We start from the raw sequence: 18,561 nt of genomic DNA on the forward strand, positions 1-18,561 counted from the left end.
TCGGGTCTTCACCTTTAGTGGTGAGTACTTATTAAGGTCGTTGGCGTGAGTCAACGATAAATCAGGGTGGTACCGCGAAAGCCTTCGTCCCGGAATCCTAGTAATAGGACCGTGACGGAGGCTTTTTTAGTTAACAGAAAGGAGTTGGTCAAAATGACAGCAAACGCAGAAAATGGTTTGGCAATTATTAGAAAACAATGGCAAAATCACCAGCAAGTTAACCCACTTCACTTATTAGTGCTTAATTTAATGCCGACAAAAGTCACAACCGAAGTGCAATTCCTGAAACGTTTTAATTGCTTATCACGGGACGTCACTTTGACCTTCCTTTACCCGGTTACCCACCATTTCAAGGGAACATCAGTTGACCTTATTCGCGATCATTACTTTAACCTTAGTCAAATTAAGGAGCGGCACTTTGATGGATTAATCGTCACCGGTGCGCCGGTTGAAAAATTACCGTTCAACCAGGTTGACTACTGGAAGGAGCTCCGGTCCATCATTAGTTGGGCCAACCACCATGTTCGGGAATCCCTCTTTGAATGTTGGGCCGCTCAAGCAGGATTGTTTGTCGATTTTAACGTTCCCAAGCGCGTACTTAAAAGCAAGCTGTTTGGGATTTTCACTGCCACAGACATCAACCCACTATCACGGCTCGCCCGTGACTTTGGTGCCGGGGGGCTGATTAAGATGCCCCAATCACGGCACAGCACTAGTATTCTTGACCGCCGCCACCTTCCTGGCGACCTCAAAATCATCGCTGACAGCAAGGAAGCCGGGCCCATGATTTTACGGTCGCATGGCTTTCACCATACTTACATCACTGGGCACCCTGAATACGACAGCGACACACTAGCGAAAGAATACTACCGTGATCAAAAAAAGCGGCGCGCAATTCACGCACCACTTCATTACTTTACCAATGAAGCAAGTGGAAAAATTAATTATTCCTGGCAGTCTGCTTCACACTCAATTTACCAAAACTGGTTAAACACCATCGCTAATTAGAAAGTAGGTTATTAAATATGACAAAAGAAAACCACAACTACCATTTTGAAACCCTCCAAGTCCATGCTGGTCAAACAGTCGATGAAACAGGTGCACGGGCTGTACCAATTTACCAAACGACTTCCTACGTCTTTAAGGATGCTAAGGAAGCGGCTGACCGGTTCAGCTTAAAAGAGCCCGGCAATATTTATACCCGCCTGACGAACCCGACGACTGACGTTGTTGACAAGCGGGTTGCCGCACTGGAAGACGGGACCGCTGGTGTAACCCTTGCTACCGGTTCTGCCGCAATTACCGCTGCGATTTTAAACGTTGCTGCCAAGGGTGATGAAATTGTTGCTGCCAGCACCCTGTACGGTGGTACTTACGACCTCTTCGCCGTTACCCTACCAAAGCTCGGAATTACGACTCACTTCGTTGACCCTGACGACCCAGAAAACTTCGCTAAGGAAATTAATGAACACACCAAGGCACTCTACGTTGAAAGTATTGGTAACCCCCGGATCAACCTGGTTGACTTCGAAAAGATCGCTAAGATTGCCCACGACCACGGTATTATCCTAATCGTTGACAACACCTTTGGTACGCCTTACCTGGTTAAGCCGCTTGATCACGGCGCTGACGTTGTCGTCCACTCCGCCACTAAGTTCATTGGTGGCCACGGGACCACAATGGGTGGTGTCATTGTTGAAAACGGTAAGTTCGACTACAAGGCAAGCGGCAAGTACCCTGGTTTTACCGAGCCAAATGACCAGTACGATGGAATTGTCTTTGCTGACCTAAAGGGAGCTGCCTTTACGACTAAGGTTCGGGCCGAAACGCTCCGAGACCTTGGTGCCACAATTAGTCCGTTCAACTCCTTCCTCCTTCTTCAAGGGCTGGAATCATTGTCATTACGGGTTGAACGTCACGTGGCCAACACCCGGAAGATCGTTAAGTTCTTAAATGACCACCCAAAGGTTGCCTGGATTAACTACCCCGAATTGCCAGACAGTCCTTACAAGCCACTGGCTGACAAGTACTTCCCAAAGGGGGTTGGCTCAATCTTTACCCTTGGGCTTAAGGGTGGCGAGGAAGCCGGTAAGAAATTGATTAGCAACCTCAAGCTTTTCTCACTCCTTGCCAACGTTGCTGATGCAAAGTCCTTGATTATCCACCCTGCATCAACCACTCACGCACAATTAAATGACGAACAACTCAAGGCCGCCGGTGTTACTCCCGACCTCATCCGGATCTCTGTTGGAATTGAAAATGCGGATAACTTAATTGCTGACCTTGACCAAGCACTTGATAAAATCTAGAAAGGAACCTGCGCTATGAAAACAATCACAATCGGACTTTTGGGACTCGGCACTGTTGGTAAGGGAGTAGTCACCCTTCTCCAAAAACAGGCAGCAAAAATTGCCCGTACCCAAGATTTTCGTTTTAAGCTCAAGAGCGTTGCTGTTCACAACTGCGCCCACCACCGAAACGATAACCTTCCCGCGGGGACAATTCTTACTGATAAGGTTACCGATGTGGTTGATGACCCGGAAATCCAGATTGTGATTGAAGCAATGGGAACGATTGAACCCGCAAAGGTGGCAATCTGCCAGGCAATCCTTAATGGCAAGTCAATTATTAGCGCCAACAAGGACCTTTTAGCGACGGCCGGCGACGAAATCCTTCCATTAGCTAAAACGGCGGGCGTTGACTTCTTTTATGAAGCTAGCGTTGCTGGTGGAATCCCCATTCTCCGGGTCCTTTCATCAAGTCTTGAGACCGACCAAATCACCCAAATTACCGGTATCATTAACGGTACCGCCAATTATGTTCTGACTGCCATGGACCGGGAGCATAAAGACTACGCAACTGCCCTTAAGGCTGCCCAAGAGTTAGGATACGCCGAGGCCGACCCCACCAATGACGTCCAAGGAATTGATGCCACTTACAAGCTGATCATCCTCAGTCGGTTTGCATTTGGCCAATCACTCAGCTTAAAGGATGTTCCACGTCGCGGGATCACCACCATTTCACCCGCGCAATTAATTAGCGCTGGCCAGCTGGGATTAAAAGTCAAGCTGCTCGCAGTAGCCAAGGAAGAAAACCGCCAGCTCTTTTCCTTCGTTGGACCGGCCGCCATTCCTGCATCAGAACCATTGGCCCACGTTAATGGTGTGCAAAACGCCATTGCCGTCCAAAGCGATGCACTTGGCGAAACCACCTATACCGGTCCCGGTGCCGGGGCAGCACCAACGGCTAATAGCATTCTCAGTGACCTGCTGGCTACTGGCGACGATATTGTAAAGGGCAATTGTGGTCGTGAATTTAACAGCTACCGTAAGCCGGTTTCTGCTAAGCCACTGACAGCTGCTCCACAGCAATACTTAATTACCGTGGAGGGCACTGGTAACCTCCTCTCAATTATTTCCAGCATCCCTACTCTTTCCTGGCAGCAACAGGCAACCGGCCGCAATTACTGGAGCGGCTTAACACCCGTTATCTCTCGTGATGCATTAGAAGAATTGCTAATAACCCTTAAACGCAGCGGGCAGAAAATTTCGTACCTGCCAATTGCCAACAGCTGGCAACCAGTCCTTGAAAAAATAGAAGAATGAAAAGATAAGCGCACCATCTTCTCAGCGTATTGCTTGGGAGACGGTGCGCTTTACGTTACAATTACCATTAATATGATTAATGAGGAGGAAAATGATGACGAAACAAGTGACGGTCAAAATCCGGCGGGCCCAACCGGACGACCAGCAAGTAATCATCGACATTTTCAATGAAGCGGTTCTGGCAGGGATTGCAACTGATGAAAGTAAGCCCGTTACCGTTGACCAACGGCAAGACTGGTTTGCCCAGTTTGATGAGCGACACCCACTGTGGGTTGCCACTATTGATGGAACTGTCGTTGGTTGGTGTGCCCTTGAAAACTTCTACCCCAACCACGCTTACCGGGATTCGGCAGAAATTGCCATTTATATTCATAAGCGAGCCCACCGGCACGGTATTGGCCGGTTATTTCTGAATTATGTTGGCCAGCAAATCAAGAACCACCTTCATTTTAAGACGGTAATTGCTTATATTTATGAACGTAATCAACCCAGCCAGGGACTATTCAGCAGCTGTGGCTATGAAAAGTGGGGACACATGCCAAATATTTCTAAAGTTGATGGTGAGTACCGGGAACTTAAAATTTACGGGAAGAATTTCCCGACAGCCTAGTGTTCCCGCTTAAAGAAACAGGCAACTAGAAAAATGAGGCCAAAGATCTGACAGCCTATGTTAAGCAATCGACCAACCTGGTCCTGGCTAGTCAATAAATTATAGGTTGGGGCAATTATTAGCACCAGGCCAAACAGGAAGCTGTTTGTTTTATAAAATTGACGGTTAAATTTCATTTCAATACTCCTCGATAGTTTTATATATAAATTTAACATCGACAAAGCACAAAGGTCCAGGGCACGGATTACCGCGCCCTGGACCTTTCGTCTTTTACGTTTGGGGTTAGGCTTTAATCTAAGCCGACCCGCTTATAAATATCATCGACGTGACGGAGGTGCCAGTGGTAGTCAAAGGCGTCATCCAAGTCTTCCTTCGTCAACTGCTTTTGGATGGTTGGGTCAGCTTCCAGCAGCGGCCGGAATGGGATCTGCTCGGCCCAGCACTTAGCAGTGTATGGCTGGATCAAATCGTAGGCTGATTCACGACTCATCCCGCTGTTAACCAGCTTCAGGAGTACGCGGCCACTGTAAATTAGGCCAAGCGTCTTCTCCATGTTCTTCTTCATTGTTTCAGGGAAGACATCCAGGTTCTTCAGGATGCGACCAAAGCGGCGGAGCATGTAGTCCAGTAATGAGGTTGAATCAGGAAGAATCATCCGTTCAGCACTGGAGTGGGAAATATCCCGTTCGTGCCACAGAGCAACATCTTCGTAGGCGGTAACCACGTTCCCACGGAGAACCCGGGCACAACCACAGATATTTTCAGAGCCAATTGGGTTCCGCTTATGAGGCATAGCAGATGAACCCTTTTGTCCCTTGGCAAAGTGTTCCTCAACTTCATGAATTTCAGTCCGTTGGAGAGAACGAATTTCGGTCGCCATTTCTTCCATGCTGGTCCCAATCAGGGTAATTGTAGCGATGTATTCCGCGTGGAGGTCACGAGGGAGTACCTGAGTAGAAATCTCTTGCGCCCGGAGGCCAAGCTTATCACAGACGTATTTTTCAACAAAGGGATCAATTTCAGCAAAGGTACCAACCGCACCAGAAATCTTACCCGCTTCGACACCGCGGGCAGCGTGTTCGAACCGTTCCTTGTTCCGCTTCATTTCGGAGTACCACCGGGCAGCCTTTAAGCCAAAAGTAGTTGGTTCAGCATGAATACCATGGGTCCGGCCCATGCAAACGGTGTACTTGTACTTTTCAGCCAGTTCCTTTAAAACGGCCATGAAGTCATCAATATCCTTCCGGAGGATATCGTTAGCCTTCTTTAAGCGGAGGCCCTGGGCAGTATCAACAACGTCGGTACTGGTCATCCCATAGTGGACCCACTTCCGTTCAGGACCCAGGGACTTGGAAACATCACGGGTAAAGGCAATGACGTCGTGGTGGGTTACGGCTTCAATCTCCGCGATCCCTTCTACGCTAAACTTAGCGTTCTTCTTAATCTTCTCCACATCTTCAGCAGGAATGTGGCCAAGCTTGCTCCAGGCCTCATCAGCCGCAATTTCTACTTCCAGCCAACATTGGTACTGGGTTTCAAGGCTCCAGATTTTTGCCATTTCTGGACTAGTGTAGCGATCAATCATCGGTTAAAAATCCTCTCTATGTTTATTCTGCAATTATTATCGCACAGGTTGGGGGTTCCCCCAAGCCCTTAGTCATCCCAAATATGGGTGTCATCAATTTCTTTTAGTGTCTGGTCAAAGTCATTAGTCAGGATGGTAACGTGCCCCATCTTGCGGTTGTGACGAACTTCTGCCTTACCGTAATCGTGGAAGTGCCAGTTGGGCTTCTTTGCAATCTGGTCACGGACACCCTGAACGTGTTGACCCAAGACATTCACCATGATCACTGGGTGAAGGAGGTCAATCTTAGGTAGCGGCCAGTTGCAAACAGCCCGGTTGTGGATAGCAAACTGGGAGAAGTTGCAGGCCTCAATTGAGTAGTGACCAGAATTATGTGGTCGTGGTGCTAGTTCATTAATGTAAATTTCACCATCATTGCCCACAAACATTTCAACACCCAAAATACCACGGAGATCAATTGCATGGGCGATCTTAACCGCCATCTCCTTAGCGCGTTCCTGAAGTTCTGGTGAAATCCGGGCTGGTACAATGCTGATGTGCAGGATCTCGTTGTGGTGAATATTCTCGGAAACCGGGAAGACGGTTACTTCACCATCTTCGTTCCGGCCGACCATGACGGAACACTCTAGCCTAAATGGCACCCATCCTTCAAGAATGGCATCCTTGGTTGATAAGATACCGGCACACTTGGCCAGGTCCGCATCACTGTGAAGGACTTCTTGACCATGGCCATCGTACCCACCTTCACAGGTTTTCAGCACGCAGGGGTAGCCGATCTTTGCAACTGCCTTTTGCAGGTCCTCCTGGTTCTTAACTGCCATAAACGGTGCCGTCTTCAGCCCGGCATTCCGTAAGAAAGTCTTTTCCCGGATCCGGTTTTTAGTGGTGTACAGCAAGTGGGTCCCTTGTGGAATATAAACCTTGTCGGCCACATCCTTAAGCGCGTTGAGGTCAACATTTTCGAACTCGTAGGTCAATACATCCGACCGCCGGGCTAGTTCTTCAATTGCTTTAACGTCAGCGTATTCAGCCACAATTTGGTCGTCGGCAACTTGGCCAGCGGGGCAATGGGGAGTTGGGTCTAAGATAATAACCTTCATCCCCGTTTGCTTAGCATCAAGGGCCATCATTTGACCAAGCTGACCGCCACCAATAATTCCAATTGTTTGCCCTTGTTGAATCATTTTAGTCAAGGTGCGCACCGCTTTCCTTTGCTGCATCGTGCATTTGCTTCCGGTAATCAACGATTTGGTCCTGGATGGACTGGTCAGTGGTGCCAAGGATTTGGAGTGCTAATAGTGCCGCATTCTTTGCGCCGGCTACCCCAATTGCCGTGGTTGCAACAGGAATCCCCGCTGGCATCTGAACAATTGACAAGAGGGAATCCATACCACCAAGGGCCTTGGTTTGACCCGGAATTCCAATTACTGGCAACGGAGTGTTAGCCGCAATCATTCCTGGTAAGTGGGCTGCACCACCGGCACAAGCAATAATTACTTTCGTTCCCTTTGCCGCTGCCCCTTGAGCAAAGGCGAACATTTCATTTGGCATCCGGTGAGCGGAAATGACGTTTTTATCATAGTCGACGCCGAATTGATCTAATATTTTACAAGCTTCTTTAACGGTTGGCCAGTCTGACTTACTGCCCATCACAACACTAATTTTGCTCATCACGTTACCTCCTTAGAAACTGCTTTAAGAATACCAAATCATCACTGCTTCTTCAAGGAAAATATCGAACAAAAATATATTTGTATGTGTTTATCGTTCGTGTTAAATAATTTAAAATAAAAAGTACGGCTAATCAGCCGCACTTTTTTATTTCTAGAACAAACCGGTAATCTTGCCATCCTTATCAATGGTCATATTAACGGCTGCCGGCACTTTAGAGAGGCCAGGCATTGTCATCATGTTCCCAGCAAGGGCGACAATAAAGCCTGCACCAAGCTTTGGTACAAATTCACGAATATGGAAAGTGAAACCTTCTGGGGCTCCTAACTGGTTTTTATCGTCCGTAAATGAATACTGGGTCTTAGCAATGCAGACAGGCAGGTTATTCCAGCCAAGTTCCGCAAACTGCTTCAGTTGCCGCTGTGCCTTCCGGCTGAATTCAACATCCTTTGCGCCGTAAATCTTGGTTGCCACCGTCCGTACTTTTTCTTCTGGGGTAGCTTCTAGGCTGTAAAGTTCATGGAAGTCACTTTGTTGGTCGGCCAAGCGAACCACTTCTTCCGCCAAGTCATGAGTCCCGGCGCCACCTTTAGCCCAGGCATCAACCTTAACCACGTTAACACCGAGTTCCTTACAATTATCTTCAATCAACTTGATTTCGGCATCGGTATCGGTAGCAAAGTGGTTTACTGCAACTACCAATGGCACACCATAGCGTTGCATATTCTTGATATGGCGGTTCAGGTTGGCCATCCCCTTCTTTAGTTCCGGAAGGTTTTCACCCTTAAGGTCGGCCAATGCAGCGCCACCATTGTATTCAAGGGCACGAACAGTCGCTACGATAACAACTGCATCCGGGTTCTTACCCAAGACACGGCGCTTGATATCCATGAATTTTTCAGCCCCTAAGTCCGCTCCGAAGCCGGATTCGGTAACCGTGTAGTCGGCCAGTTGAAGAGCCGTCTTAGTAGCCAGAACACTGTTACAACCATGGGCAATATTGGCAAATGGCCCACCGTGAATGATCGTTGGCGTATGATCCAAAGTCTGAACCAGGTTTGGCTTGATTGCGTCCTTCAGCAGGATAGTGATTGCATCAGCAAAGCCTAATTCAGCAACTGTTACTGGCTTCTTATCATAGGTATAGCCAACCACAATCTTACCGACCCGCTTCTTCAAGTCCATCAAGTCGGTTGAGAGGCACAAGATCGCCATCAGTTCGGAAGCGGCAGTAATGTCAAACCCTGTTTCACGTGGAACACCCTGCATCAGGCCACCAAGGCCAGTAACCACGGTCCGTAATGCCCGGTCGTTAACATCCTCAACCCGCTTCCAAATGATCCGCCGGGGGTCCAAGTTAAGTTCGTTTCCCCGCATAATGTAGTTATCAATCAAGGCTGCTAACGTGTTGTTGGCACTGGTCAGGGCATGAAGGTCACCGGTGAAGTGAAGGTTAATATCTTCCATCGGTACAACCTGACTGTAACCACCACCAGTAGCACCACCCTTGATTCCAAATACAGGGCCCATTGATGGTTCACGCATTGCGATGATTGTTTGATGACCTAGTTGGTTCATGGCATCACCCAAGCCAACCAAAACAGTCGATTTCCCTTCACCAGCCGGTGTTGGGTTGATTGAAGTCACCAGAACTAGTTTATGTTTCTTATCAGGATGTGCTTTGACGGGTAAGGAAATCTTTGCCTTGTACTTACCGTATTGCTCAATGTCATCCTCGCCTAGCCCCATCTTTTGGGCAATTTCCTTAATTGGCTTCATTTCCGCTTGGTCAGCAATTTCGATATCTGTCATCATCTCAACCGACTCCTTCCAATATTCACGAACATTTTTTATTAAACTGTATCGTTTTGTTTGCCTATATAGGCAATATACTGTATTTTCTGCAGTAAGTAAACCTCTTTTCACGAATTATTGGTTATTTTTTCAATTATTAACCACCTAATTTAGGTTATCGGTTCTAATAAAGTGTGTCAAAGGAATAGTTCATTTTCACCGAATAGTGAATGGCGCGGTAAACAAATGAGGGGCCCGTGACAAAACTTGGTTTTGTCATGGGCCCTTGTTTTAGCTCCGAATATTACAGAGATATTGCGTGCCACAACCCAGGGCCTTAGTGTCTAGCTACGGACAATCGCTAGCCCGTTCCGTGCTAACGATCGTCCTATGCTAGTCATACCAGATAGGCTAGCTTCGCGTCGCAGGCCCTAACCGGGGTTGTGTCACAGCTCCTCACAGGGGGAATCGTAATTAGCTTTCCCCTAATCATTAAAATTGTTAGTCTGCATTTCCCTCTGACTTAGCAATGCTGTCACGCAGGGTGGCCATGTCGACCTCACCCTTCCGGAATGCTTCATCAGCCACTGGAAGGTGTTGTTCTAACGTATCAAAGACCTGCAAGTCACCTGTCAGCTTAGCCGCATTAAATTCCAACAAGTGACCAGCAAATTCACGGTCATCACTGATAAAGTGGAGGTGCCAGCCAGCGGCAGTGACACTACCAAAAATTGCCGGTGCATAGTAGCCGATAATTGTCCCTTGCACGTGGTCACACACAAAAGTTGGTTGTCCTTGGGCTACTTCCAGCAGGCTTGGGTACGGCTCTTCTTGTTTCGGTGCAATCCGTACCTTTACATGGTTAAATTCGCCCTTTAACCGTAGTGCCGCAAAGACGTTCTTCAATTCATGCTGTCCAACAAAGTCACCATTTAGCAACGCAAAATTAGCATCGTTAATTGTCAATTTCTGCAAATCAGCTGGCTGGTGAACTGAGGCAAACGGCATCTTTGCCTGCATGTTAGTGACGTGGTTCACCTGGCCACTTGAAACGGCCTGGTAAACTTCACCGTCGAGGATAATCACTTCACCATCGAGACCGTCAAACGTACCAATTCCCGTGGAACCGTGCTTTAACAAGTCCCCCAGGGCAATTGTCCCGGCCATATTACCTGCCATCAGTGATGCTAACGTACCGTGTTCATATAACGTACTGATACTATCATTTCCTTTCATTAACCTAATTGTGAGTCAATCAAGTTGGCCGCCAGGTCCTTGTTATTGCTGTAGTCAACCGGAACATCAACTACCACTGGGCCATCAACATTAAAGGCCTTGTTCATGACCTTATTTAGGTCGGCCGGCTTTTCAACCCGGAGACCAGTGGCACCAAAGCTCTCAGCGTACTTAACAATGTCACAATCACCGAACTTAACCCCCGCTGCTTGTGGGTACTTCATCTCTTCTTGGAATTTAACCATGTCATAGTGGGCATCATCATTCCAAACGATTACTACCAGGTTAAGGTGGTGCTGGACAGCGGTCGACAATTCAGAGCCGGAGAAGAGAAAGCCGCCATCCCCACAGATAGCTACTGCCTTCCGTTCCGGATGAAGCATTGCAGCAACCATTGCCCATGGTAAGCCAACACCTAACGTCTGCATCCCATTACTGATCAGCAGGTGCCGTGGCTGGTAGCAACGGAAGTGCCGGGCCATCCAGATGTAATGCGAACCAACATCTAGTGACACAATCATGTCGTCGGTCACGTTCTCCTGAATTGCTTGAACAATAGCCAATGGATGACTCTTACCATGACTTTGCGGTGCCTTTTGCTGCTTATCCTTGTCCAGCTTAGCTTTGTACGCTGCCAGTTGGTCCTTCGCAGCTGCTGGGTACTTAAATCCCTTTAACAGCTGGTCTAGCTGGTTAAGACTGGTTGCAATGTCACCAACCAGCTGCATCACTGGCGTGTAGTGGTTATCAATTTGGGCTGGCTTGGTATCAAGGTTGACGATCCGCAGTTGGCCTTCTTTATTCCAGTTCCGCGGTTCATATTCAATTGCATCGTAACCCACCGCAATTACAAGGTCACTTTGTTGGAGCAGCTGGTCACCAACCTGGTTGCGGAATAGGCCAACCCGGCCAAAGTAGGACTGGTCTTCCAGGTCCCGGGAAACAACACCGGCTGCTTGGAAGGTTTCAACAACCGGGAAGGCATAGTCCCGCAATAAGTTATGAAGTGCCGCAGTAACTTCTTCATTACCACCACGTTGGCCAATTAAGATCACTGGCATCTTACTGTGCTTAATCAGGTCAACCAGTTTATCGAGCTCTGCCGGGTCAGCCGGGCCCATCTTTGGTGCTTCATAGATTGGTAATGGTTTTTCATCTACTACCGCATCGTCAACGTCTTGTGGCAGGCTGACAAAGGACGCACCCTTTTCAGCGCCCTGGCTAGCTTCAAAAGCATTCGCAATCGTTTCCGAAATATTATTGGGGTCCTGGATTTCAGCACTGTAACGTGTAATTGGTGCCATGATTTCTGCAGATGGTGTGCTCTGGTGGGTTAAACGGTGCAAATCCTTCCGTTGTACCTGGCCACCAATTGCCAAGATTGGGTCTCCTTCAGCATTCGCAGTCATGATCCCCGTAGTCAGGTTGCCGACACCGGGACCGGATGTACTAATTGCCACCCCGGTCTTGCCAGTCAGCCGGGCATATGCTTGCGCCATAAAAACGGCATTTTGTTCGTGACGAGTGACGATTAATTTAGGTGCATCATCACTATCCTTACCATCAAGAGCTTCAAACAAACGGTCAATCTTCGCTCCAGGAATACCGAATACTAGGTCAACGCCATGTTTGCGAAGACTATCAATAACAATGTCTGCGCCATATAATTTTTTTGTCATAACGGCCACCTCAATTTCTCTAAATTTGATGTTGGTAAAATTCTAATCTGATTTTAAAAATTTCACAAGATTGCCGAATCTTCACATGCGCTAATCGTTGATTTATTCAGGAATACTTTTTTAGAAAATTAATCACGCTGTGAATTTCACAAGCAGCAATACTTAATCACGACCGACCTCTGCCTTCTTTTTTCTTCCCTTGTGAATTGATTTCACACCGAGGATATCGAGGAGGAAGGTGAAAATCGGCACCCCTACAATTAGTCCCCAGGTTCCCCAGAAGTGTTCACCGACTAACAGGACGATGAAGGTGTAAAAGATTGGCAAGTCAGTCTGACTCGACATAAATTTCGGGTTAAGGACATAAGCTTCAATCATGTGAATTACAATGACCATCACGATAATATAAATCACATCGCGCAGGCCACCAACCGAATACGCAACCAGACTCAGGGGGATCGTTGAAATGATGACCCCTGCAACCGGTACTAGGCTAAAGACAAAAACAACCAGTGACAGTGCAAAAATCTGGGGCATCTTCATGATCGCCAAGCAGATAGTGGTAATGACAGTATTGCAAATGGCAATGAAAAATTGCGCTTCCAAAACCACCCCGAAAGTGTTAGTAAATTTTTTGCCAAAGTAAGCAATATCCTGAAAGAACCAGCTAAATTTGCTGTCCAAAAACAAGCGGGAAAAGCTTTCAGTTTGGTTAAGCTCCAGGGTATAGAAGAAACTCAAAATCAATGACATTACAAACGTGACGGCTAGTGCACCGACACTAGTAATGGTGCTTACCGCCAGCGTAAGGCCATGTTTAACCTGCCCCATGATCGTTGCCATGCTAATGTATCGATTGATGTAGTGGAAAAAGGCCGTTGCATCATTAGAACTGTAAAATTTCAAAACGGAGTTAACCATCCTGATAATCTGACGGACGAGCACGGGGAGGTACTGGGTAATGCCAAGATAGAGGAGCCAGAGCAGGAGGGCGTAGGTAATAATGACAATAATCCCCGGCGACAGCTTAGGTATCCAGCGGCGGACTAGGTGGACCCAGTTAACCACAATGTAAGTCAAGATAAAGGTCAGCAAGATCATATTCATCATCGACCGCATCATCCACAGCAAAAAAATAATGATTTCTAACACAACAAAACGCCGTAATTCAACATTTTTTATAAAGCGATGCCAAGCATCAACCATATCATCATCCCTTTTTAGAGTTACTAATGTCAGTTTACCTTAATTTACCTAAGATATTATTATTAATTTGTCTGATTTAAGCTTCTTTTTCTTAATTCAATTGATGGGGTGTTATAATAATTCTATTACTTTAGAAAGAAGGATACGTTGAAATGTTAGAAAAGACGTTCTACAAGCCACTGCTAAGCCACTCTTTTACTATTCCCGTTAAGGTTGTGTACTGGGATGGAAAGAGTGCCGTATACGGTAATGGCGAGCCCCAAGTAACCATCATCTTTAAGGAAAAGATTCCGATTCGTGATGTTACCAAGAACGCCTCTATCGCCCTTGGTGAAGCATACATGGATGGCAAAATTGAAATTAAGGGCAGCATCCAAAAGCTGATCGAATCAGCCTACGAAAGTGCTGATAGTTTCATGCGGAGCTCCAAGTTCCGTAAGTTTTTGCCAAAGCAAGGCCACTCCGAAAAGGAAAGCCAATCTGACGTCCAAAGTCACTATGATGTTGGTAACGACTTCTACAAGTTATGGCTTGATGACACAATGACTTACTCCTGTGCTTACTTCACTGATGACAACTGGGATGACTTAACTAAGGCCCAAGAAGACAAGGTTCACCACATCTTGCAAAAGCTGGATCCAAAGCCAGGCAAGACCTTACTAGACATTGGTTGTGGTTGGGGAACCCTAATGCTGACTGCTGCCAAGGAATACAAGCTCAAGGTTACCGGTGTTACCCTGAGTGAAGAACAATACCGGTTCGTCAGCCAACGGATTAAGGATGACGGCTTAGAAGATGTAGCTGAGGTTAAGCTGGTTGACTACCGTGAACTCGGCGATCAAACTTGGGACTACATCACCTCTGTTGGGATGTTCGAACACGTTGGTAAGGAAAACCTCGGCCTGTACTTCAAGGACGTTAACCGTTACCTGAAGAACAACGGGGTTGCCCTTATCCACGGTATCACCCGTCAACAAGGTGGCGCCTTCAATGGTTGGATCAACAAGTACATTTTCCCAGGTGGCTACATTCCTGGGCTGGAAGAAATGATCGGTCATATTGAAGAAAACCACATGCAGATTGCGGACATGGAAATGCTCCGTCGTCACTACCAACACACCCTGGAAATTTGGGATGCCAACTTTAACAACAAGCGGAACCAAATCCAGGATATGATGGGTGAACGGTTCACCCGGATGTGGGACCTGTACTTGCAAGCATGTGCCGCATCATTTGAATCTGGTAACATTGATGTTATCCAATACCTGATCACCAAGGGTCCTTCAGGTGAAAACCTACCAATGACTCGGAACTACATGCTCAAGTAATTAAAAAGGAAGCTAACACAAAGAGGAATTTCCTTTCCACCGCGGTTAGTCCTTAAAGAAAAAACAAGAGACTGAGAAGAAAAACAAGCCTTTTTCTTCCCAGTCTCTTTATTTATCAGAAGGTCCTAATTCTATTATTCTGCATCAAGCTTTTTAACCGTGTCATCAAAACGGGTCTTGATGTAGTTAGCAGATTCTGCAAGTTTCTTCTTTTCATCATCAGTGAGGTTAAGTTGAAGTTGCTTTACGACCCCGCCCTTTCCTAGGATTGCTGGGTAGCCGCAGTAAGTGCCGTATTCTTCACGGAAGTTAGAACATGGCAGTTCAATATTAGCATCATTAAGAATCGCCGTTACCAGGCGGAGGGCTGCCGCCGCAATTCCAAAGTTAGTGTAAAGCTTACCATGGAAAACAGTGTAGCCACCGGCCTTCGTTGCTTCAGCTAGTGAATCCAGGTTCAGGTCATCATTAACCGCTGCAAGGTCAGTAATGTTTTGACCGAGGACACGAACTTGGGACCAAGCTGCAAATTGAGAATTCCCGTGTTCACCCAGTGCATAACCAGTAACGGAACGAGGATCAACGTCCAGCGCCTGACCAACTGCCTTCCGCAGGCGGGCAGTATCAAGTAAGGTACCAGTACCAATCACCTGGTTCTTTGGCAGGCCAGTGTACTTTTGGAACAGTGCCGCAATTACATCACAGGGGTTACTAATTGAAACGAGGACACCGTTAAAGCCAACTTCCTTTAGCTTGGTACCGACTTCCTTAGCAGCCGTACTGTTAACATTCAGTTCAACAAAACGGTCATGCTTAGCATTATCCTTTTGGACCCCAATATTACCAACCGCAATTACAACTACATCTGCGTCCTTCAATGCGTTGTAATCGTTGCGGACAACCTTAGTATAGGTAGGCAGGTTTGCTTCTGCATCTTCAAAATCAGTCGCATTTGCGTTTAATTTCTTTTCATTTGTATCAATCAGGACCAGTTCATCCACTGTCCCAGTCACCAGGAGGTTATTCGCCAGTGTTTCACCAACGTGTCCTTGACCAACTACACCTACTTTTCGAGTCATACTAATCGCTTCTTTCTTAATCTTTCTCTCATAGTTCTAATTAAATCTTAATGATACTTTAGTTGTAATTTTTTAAAATGTCAACTGTTATTTTAAATAATATAAAAAGGTCGTGACAAAACTCAGCTCAGTTCCGTCACGACCTTTTTGTATTAGTTGTGAATATTACAGGGATACCGCGTATCACAGCTCCTTAATCTTTACCATGTTTTGCACTCCAGGCAGCGGGATCTTGCCGCCACTCATGAAGCGATTCGAGGTGGTCCTCACTGATCAAACCGTTGTCCTTAGCGGCATTAACCAAGGTTGAATAATTCGTTACCGAATAATATTCCAGCCCCTTAGCAGCAAAGTTCTCAGTTGCAGCAGGAAGTTGGTAAGTAAAGACTGAAACGACACCAACAACTTCAGCACCAGCCTTGTTAACCGCGTCAACCGCGTTTAATACACTGCCACCGGTAGAAATCAGGTCGTCAATTACCACTACCTTTTGCCCTGCTTTCAGGACACCCTCAATCTGCTTACCACGGCCATGGTCCTTTGGCTTCGACCGGACATAGACCAGCGGTTTGCCTAATTCTTCAGCCACCCATGCTGCATGGGGGATCCCCGCCGTAGCGGTTCCCGCAATTACTGCTGTTTCAGGGAAGTGACTTTTAATTAACTCAGCCATCCCCTTAAAAATTGCCTGCCGAACTGCTGGATAAGAAATCGTCAGCCGGTTGTCAGTATAAATTGGTGAATGCAATCCGCTTGCCCAGGTATAAGGCTTATCTGGGCTCAGTGTTACTGCATGAATTTCTAGAAGATCCTTTGCAACCGTTTCTGCATAACTCATTATTTATTCCCCGCCTTCAAAAATTCTTGTTCAATTGCTTGATATGCTTCTACTGGGTGACCGCTCTGGGTAATTGGCCGGCCAACTACAATGGCGTTACTGCCAAGTTGGTGGGCCTGTGCAGGCGTTACCACCCGCTTTTGGTCACCCTTTGCAAAGTTTTGGGGCCGAATTCCTGGCGTTACGCACAGGAAGTCAGGACTGGTCACCTGACGGATTGCCCGAACTTCTTGGGCGGAGCAGACAACACCATCGGCCCCTGCCTGTTCAGCTAGCCGGGCGTAATTTTGTACTGACTCAACCAGTGAAAGATCCACGTGCTGTTCATTATGAAGGATCGTTTCATCAATCGAGGTTAGCTGGGTAATCGCCAGTAATTTTGGTTCTGGTAAGCCAGCCGCCGCTGCTCCTTCCTTCAACCCTTGTACACCAGCAGCAACCATTTCACTGCCACCCGCCGCATGAATCGTGGTAAAGTCGACACCTAATTGGCCCAGGACATACATCGCCCGCTTAACTGTGTTCGGAATATCATGGAGTTTTAAGTCAAGAAAGATCTTAAAGCCACGTTGCTGAGCTTCCTTAACGACCTCTTGACCAAAGTGGTAGTACAGCTCCATCCCAATTTTCAGGATTGGCCGGGGTTCAACAGTCAGCTGGTCAAATAATGTCGCCGCTTCTTCTTTTGTCGCCACATCAATTGCGACCATTGGTGAATAACGTTTCAAAACTTTACCTCCCACAGATCTGTCAGTCGTTTAATTCCATAACGGTCCATTACCAGTGGTAAGTCCGCCACAATCCGTGGGCACGCTAATGGATCGTGAAAACTAGCGGCACCAACTTCAACCGCGTTAGCACCAGCCATCATAAATTCCAGGACATCCTCCGCCGTTTCAATGCCGCCAACACCAATGATTGGCAGGTGTGATACAGAACGAACCTGGTGGATCATCCGCAGGGCCATTGGTTTAAGAGCTGGGCCGGAAAGGCCACCAGTAACGTTGGCTAAGACTGGGCGGCGGGTTTTGAGGTTAATACTGAGACCAGTCAAAGTATTAATCATCGTTAAGCCACTTGCGCCACCGCGTTCTGCCGCTTGGGCTAGTGGGACAATGTTGGTAACATTAGGGGTTAACTTTACGTAGATTGGCTTACCATTAGCCTGCCGCACCACTTTCTGTGTTAAGTCTTCGAGAACGGCGGGGTCGGTTCCCATTGCCAAACCGCCATGTTTAACGTTTGGGCAAGAAACGTTAAGCTCAATCGCGTTTACTTCTGGTGCCGCGGCTAGTCGTTGGACCACTGTTTCGTATTCTGCCGTCGAGAAGCCTGCCGCACTCGCAATAATTGGCAAGCTAGGATAGTGCTGCTTGAGCCAGGGTAATTTTTCAGTAACAACCGCATTAACCCCCACATTTTGCAAACCATTGGCATTTAACCACCCCGCACTCGTTTCACATACCCGCGGGTTTGGGTTCCCGGACCGGGCATGAAGGGTCGTTGATTTTAAAACCAATGACCCCAGTAAGTTAAGGTCATAGTTTTTAGCAATTTGTTGTCCATAACCACAGGTCCCACTTGCAGGAATAACTGGGTTCTTTAATGACAGGCCGGGGAGTTCCACTGCCAGCCGTTGTGCAGTATCCATCTGAACGTGCTCCTTTCGCGTTTGACAATAAAAAACAGCGACCACTTAACCCCTTCCTGATTAAGCGATCGCTGTGCCTTTTCTCTTCTCTTAAAATGCCAAACACCGTACCGTTTTGCTCTCACAGGAGTCAATTAAATGGTTTTCGTATTTAACAAAATACCCTTGATCACATTGATGGTCCCACACACGGATCTTAGGTCCACTACTGCCAGCTGGAGAAATTCTGTAAAATAAAAGCCGTCTCAGCAGTGGACTAAGAAGGCCGTCTTTGGTAAC

At 47.2% G+C, this 18,561-nt stretch carries 16 protein-coding genes; 5 read left to right on the top strand and 11 right to left on the bottom strand.

Annotated elements, in window-relative coordinates; genetic code table 11:
* The first annotated feature begins 153 nt into the window (after positions 1–153).
* The 4 genes from QOS07_RS00085 (at position 154) to QOS07_RS00100 (ending at position 4,215) form a co-directional block, all read left to right on the top strand.
* On the top strand, positions 154–1,008 hold the full coding sequence (locus tag QOS07_RS00085) for a homoserine O-acetyltransferase/O-succinyltransferase family protein (protein WP_283586988.1): 855 nt from the start codon (positions 154–156) through the stop codon (positions 1,006–1,008).
* Between the two features lie 17 nt (positions 1,009–1,025).
* Positions 1,026–2,309, top strand: a complete 1,284-nt coding sequence (locus tag QOS07_RS00090) for an O-acetylhomoserine aminocarboxypropyltransferase/cysteine synthase family protein (RefSeq protein ID WP_283586989.1) — start codon at positions 1,026–1,028, stop codon at positions 2,307–2,309.
* A gap of 15 nt (positions 2,310–2,324) precedes the next feature.
* Positions 2,325–3,605: a homoserine dehydrogenase gene (locus QOS07_RS00095; RefSeq protein ID WP_283586990.1), complete on the top strand. Its 1,281-nt coding sequence runs from the start codon at positions 2,325–2,327 to the stop codon at positions 3,603–3,605.
* A gap of 91 nt (positions 3,606–3,696) precedes the next feature.
* Positions 3,697–4,215 carry a GNAT family N-acetyltransferase gene (locus QOS07_RS00100; RefSeq protein ID WP_326521315.1) on the top strand — a complete coding sequence of 173 codons (519 nt, stop codon included), beginning with the start codon at positions 3,697–3,699 and terminating at the stop codon, positions 4,213–4,215.
* Between the two features lie 289 nt (positions 4,216–4,504).
* Here the strand turns inward: QOS07_RS00100 and purB are convergent, their stop codons facing one another.
* The 7 genes from purB to QOS07_RS00135 all read right to left on the bottom strand — a co-directional run bounded on the left by purB (position 4,505) and on the right by QOS07_RS00135 (position 13,386).
* Complete coding sequence (gene purB, locus QOS07_RS00105) at positions 4,505–5,800, bottom strand: adenylosuccinate lyase (RefSeq protein ID WP_283586991.1); 1,296 nt, start codon at positions 5,798–5,800, stop codon at positions 4,505–4,507.
* A 68-nt stretch (positions 5,801–5,868) separates the two neighbouring features.
* A complete protein-coding gene (gene purK / locus QOS07_RS00110) occupies positions 5,869–6,984 on the bottom strand; it encodes a 5-(carboxyamino)imidazole ribonucleotide synthase (RefSeq protein ID WP_283587115.1) in 1,116 nt (371 codons plus the stop codon).
* Between the two features lies 1 nt (position 6,985).
* Complete coding sequence (purE, locus tag QOS07_RS00115) at positions 6,986–7,471, bottom strand: 5-(carboxyamino)imidazole ribonucleotide mutase (protein WP_283586992.1); 486 nt, start codon at positions 7,469–7,471, stop codon at positions 6,986–6,988.
* Positions 7,472–7,624: 153 nt separating this feature from the next.
* Positions 7,625–9,286 (bottom strand): formate--tetrahydrofolate ligase, encoded by a 1,662-nt coding sequence (locus QOS07_RS00120; protein WP_283586993.1) that lies wholly within the window; start codon positions 9,284–9,286, stop codon positions 7,625–7,627.
* A 480-nt stretch (positions 9,287–9,766) separates the two neighbouring features.
* Positions 9,767–10,501, bottom strand: a complete 735-nt coding sequence (budA, locus tag QOS07_RS00125; protein WP_283586994.1) for an acetolactate decarboxylase — start codon at positions 10,499–10,501, stop codon at positions 9,767–9,769.
* Positions 10,501–12,180 (bottom strand): acetolactate synthase AlsS, encoded by a 1,680-nt coding sequence (gene alsS, locus QOS07_RS00130; protein ID WP_283586995.1) that lies wholly within the window; start codon positions 12,178–12,180, stop codon positions 10,501–10,503. The genes budA and alsS overlap by 1 nt, the downstream gene beginning before the upstream one ends.
* Before the next feature lie 162 nt (positions 12,181–12,342).
* Positions 12,343–13,386, bottom strand: coding sequence for an AI-2E family transporter (locus QOS07_RS00135; RefSeq protein WP_283586996.1), 1,044 nt, complete (start codon positions 13,384–13,386; stop codon positions 12,343–12,345).
* Positions 13,387–13,538: 152 nt separating this feature from the next.
* Between QOS07_RS00135 and QOS07_RS00140 the strand changes: the two genes are divergently transcribed.
* Entirely contained in the window at positions 13,539–14,714 is a 1,176-nt protein-coding gene (locus QOS07_RS00140; protein WP_283586997.1) for an SAM-dependent methyltransferase, read from the top strand.
* 134 nt (positions 14,715–14,848) lie between these two features.
* Here the strand turns inward: QOS07_RS00140 and QOS07_RS00145 are convergent, their stop codons facing one another.
* The 4 genes from QOS07_RS00145 to QOS07_RS00160 all read right to left on the bottom strand — a co-directional run bounded on the left by QOS07_RS00145 (position 14,849) and on the right by QOS07_RS00160 (position 18,282).
* Positions 14,849–15,793 (bottom strand): L-lactate dehydrogenase, encoded by a 945-nt coding sequence (locus QOS07_RS00145; RefSeq protein ID WP_283586998.1) that lies wholly within the window; start codon positions 15,791–15,793, stop codon positions 14,849–14,851.
* A 193-nt stretch (positions 15,794–15,986) separates the two neighbouring features.
* Positions 15,987–16,631, bottom strand: a complete 645-nt coding sequence (gene pyrE / locus QOS07_RS00150) for an orotate phosphoribosyltransferase (RefSeq protein WP_283586999.1) — start codon at positions 16,629–16,631, stop codon at positions 15,987–15,989.
* Positions 16,631–17,359 carry an orotidine-5'-phosphate decarboxylase gene (gene pyrF / locus QOS07_RS00155; RefSeq protein WP_283587000.1) on the bottom strand — a complete coding sequence of 243 codons (729 nt, stop codon included), beginning with the start codon at positions 17,357–17,359 and terminating at the stop codon, positions 16,631–16,633. Before pyrF ends, pyrE begins: the two co-directional genes overlap by 1 nt.
* Positions 17,356–18,282 carry a dihydroorotate dehydrogenase gene (locus QOS07_RS00160; protein ID WP_283587001.1) on the bottom strand — a complete coding sequence of 309 codons (927 nt, stop codon included), beginning with the start codon at positions 18,280–18,282 and terminating at the stop codon, positions 17,356–17,358. Before QOS07_RS00160 ends, pyrF begins: the two co-directional genes overlap by 4 nt.
* Between the last annotated feature and the right edge of the window lie 279 nt (positions 18,283–18,561).

Source organism: Limosilactobacillus viscerum (assembly GCF_947387525.1).
GTDB lineage: Bacteria > Bacillota > Bacilli > Lactobacillales > Lactobacillaceae > Limosilactobacillus > Limosilactobacillus viscerum.

Excerpts from the sequence above, each read along its gene's own strand:
- QOS07_RS00085 (WP_283586988.1), top strand. The coding sequence starts at position 154 with ATGACAGCAAACGCAGAAAATGGTTTGGCAATTATTAGAAAACAATGG.
- QOS07_RS00090 (WP_283586989.1), top strand. The coding sequence starts at position 1,026 with ATGACAAAAGAAAACCACAACTACCATTTTGAAACCCTCCAAGTCCAT.
- QOS07_RS00095 (WP_283586990.1), top strand. The coding sequence starts at position 2,325 with ATGAAAACAATCACAATCGGACTTTTGGGACTCGGCACTGTTGGTAAG.
- QOS07_RS00100 (WP_326521315.1), top strand. The coding sequence starts at position 3,697 with ATGATGACGAAACAAGTGACGGTCAAAATCCGGCGGGCCCAACCGGAC.
- purB (WP_283586991.1), bottom strand. The coding sequence starts at position 5,800 with ATGATTGATCGCTACACTAGTCCAGAAATGGCAAAAATCTGGAGCCTT.
- purK (WP_283587115.1), bottom strand. The coding sequence starts at position 6,984 with ATGATTCAACAAGGGCAAACAATTGGAATTATTGGTGGCGGTCAGCTT.
- purE (WP_283586992.1), bottom strand. The coding sequence starts at position 7,471 with ATGAGCAAAATTAGTGTTGTGATGGGCAGTAAGTCAGACTGGCCAACC.
- QOS07_RS00120 (WP_283586993.1), bottom strand. The coding sequence starts at position 9,286 with ATGATGACAGATATCGAAATTGCTGACCAAGCGGAAATGAAGCCAATT.
- budA (WP_283586994.1), bottom strand. The coding sequence starts at position 10,501 with ATGAAAGGAAATGATAGTATCAGTACGTTATATGAACACGGTACGTTA.
- alsS (WP_283586995.1), bottom strand. The coding sequence starts at position 12,180 with ATGACAAAAAAATTATATGGCGCAGACATTGTTATTGATAGTCTTCGC.
- QOS07_RS00135 (WP_283586996.1), bottom strand. The coding sequence starts at position 13,386 with ATGGTTGATGCTTGGCATCGCTTTATAAAAAATGTTGAATTACGGCGT.
- QOS07_RS00140 (WP_283586997.1), top strand. The coding sequence starts at position 13,539 with ATGTTAGAAAAGACGTTCTACAAGCCACTGCTAAGCCACTCTTTTACT.
- QOS07_RS00145 (WP_283586998.1), bottom strand. The coding sequence starts at position 15,793 with ATGACTCGAAAAGTAGGTGTAGTTGGTCAAGGACACGTTGGTGAAACA.
- pyrE (WP_283586999.1), bottom strand. The coding sequence starts at position 16,631 with ATGAGTTATGCAGAAACGGTTGCAAAGGATCTTCTAGAAATTCATGCA.
- QOS07_RS00160 (WP_283587001.1), bottom strand. The coding sequence starts at position 18,282 with ATGGATACTGCACAACGGCTGGCAGTGGAACTCCCCGGCCTGTCATTA.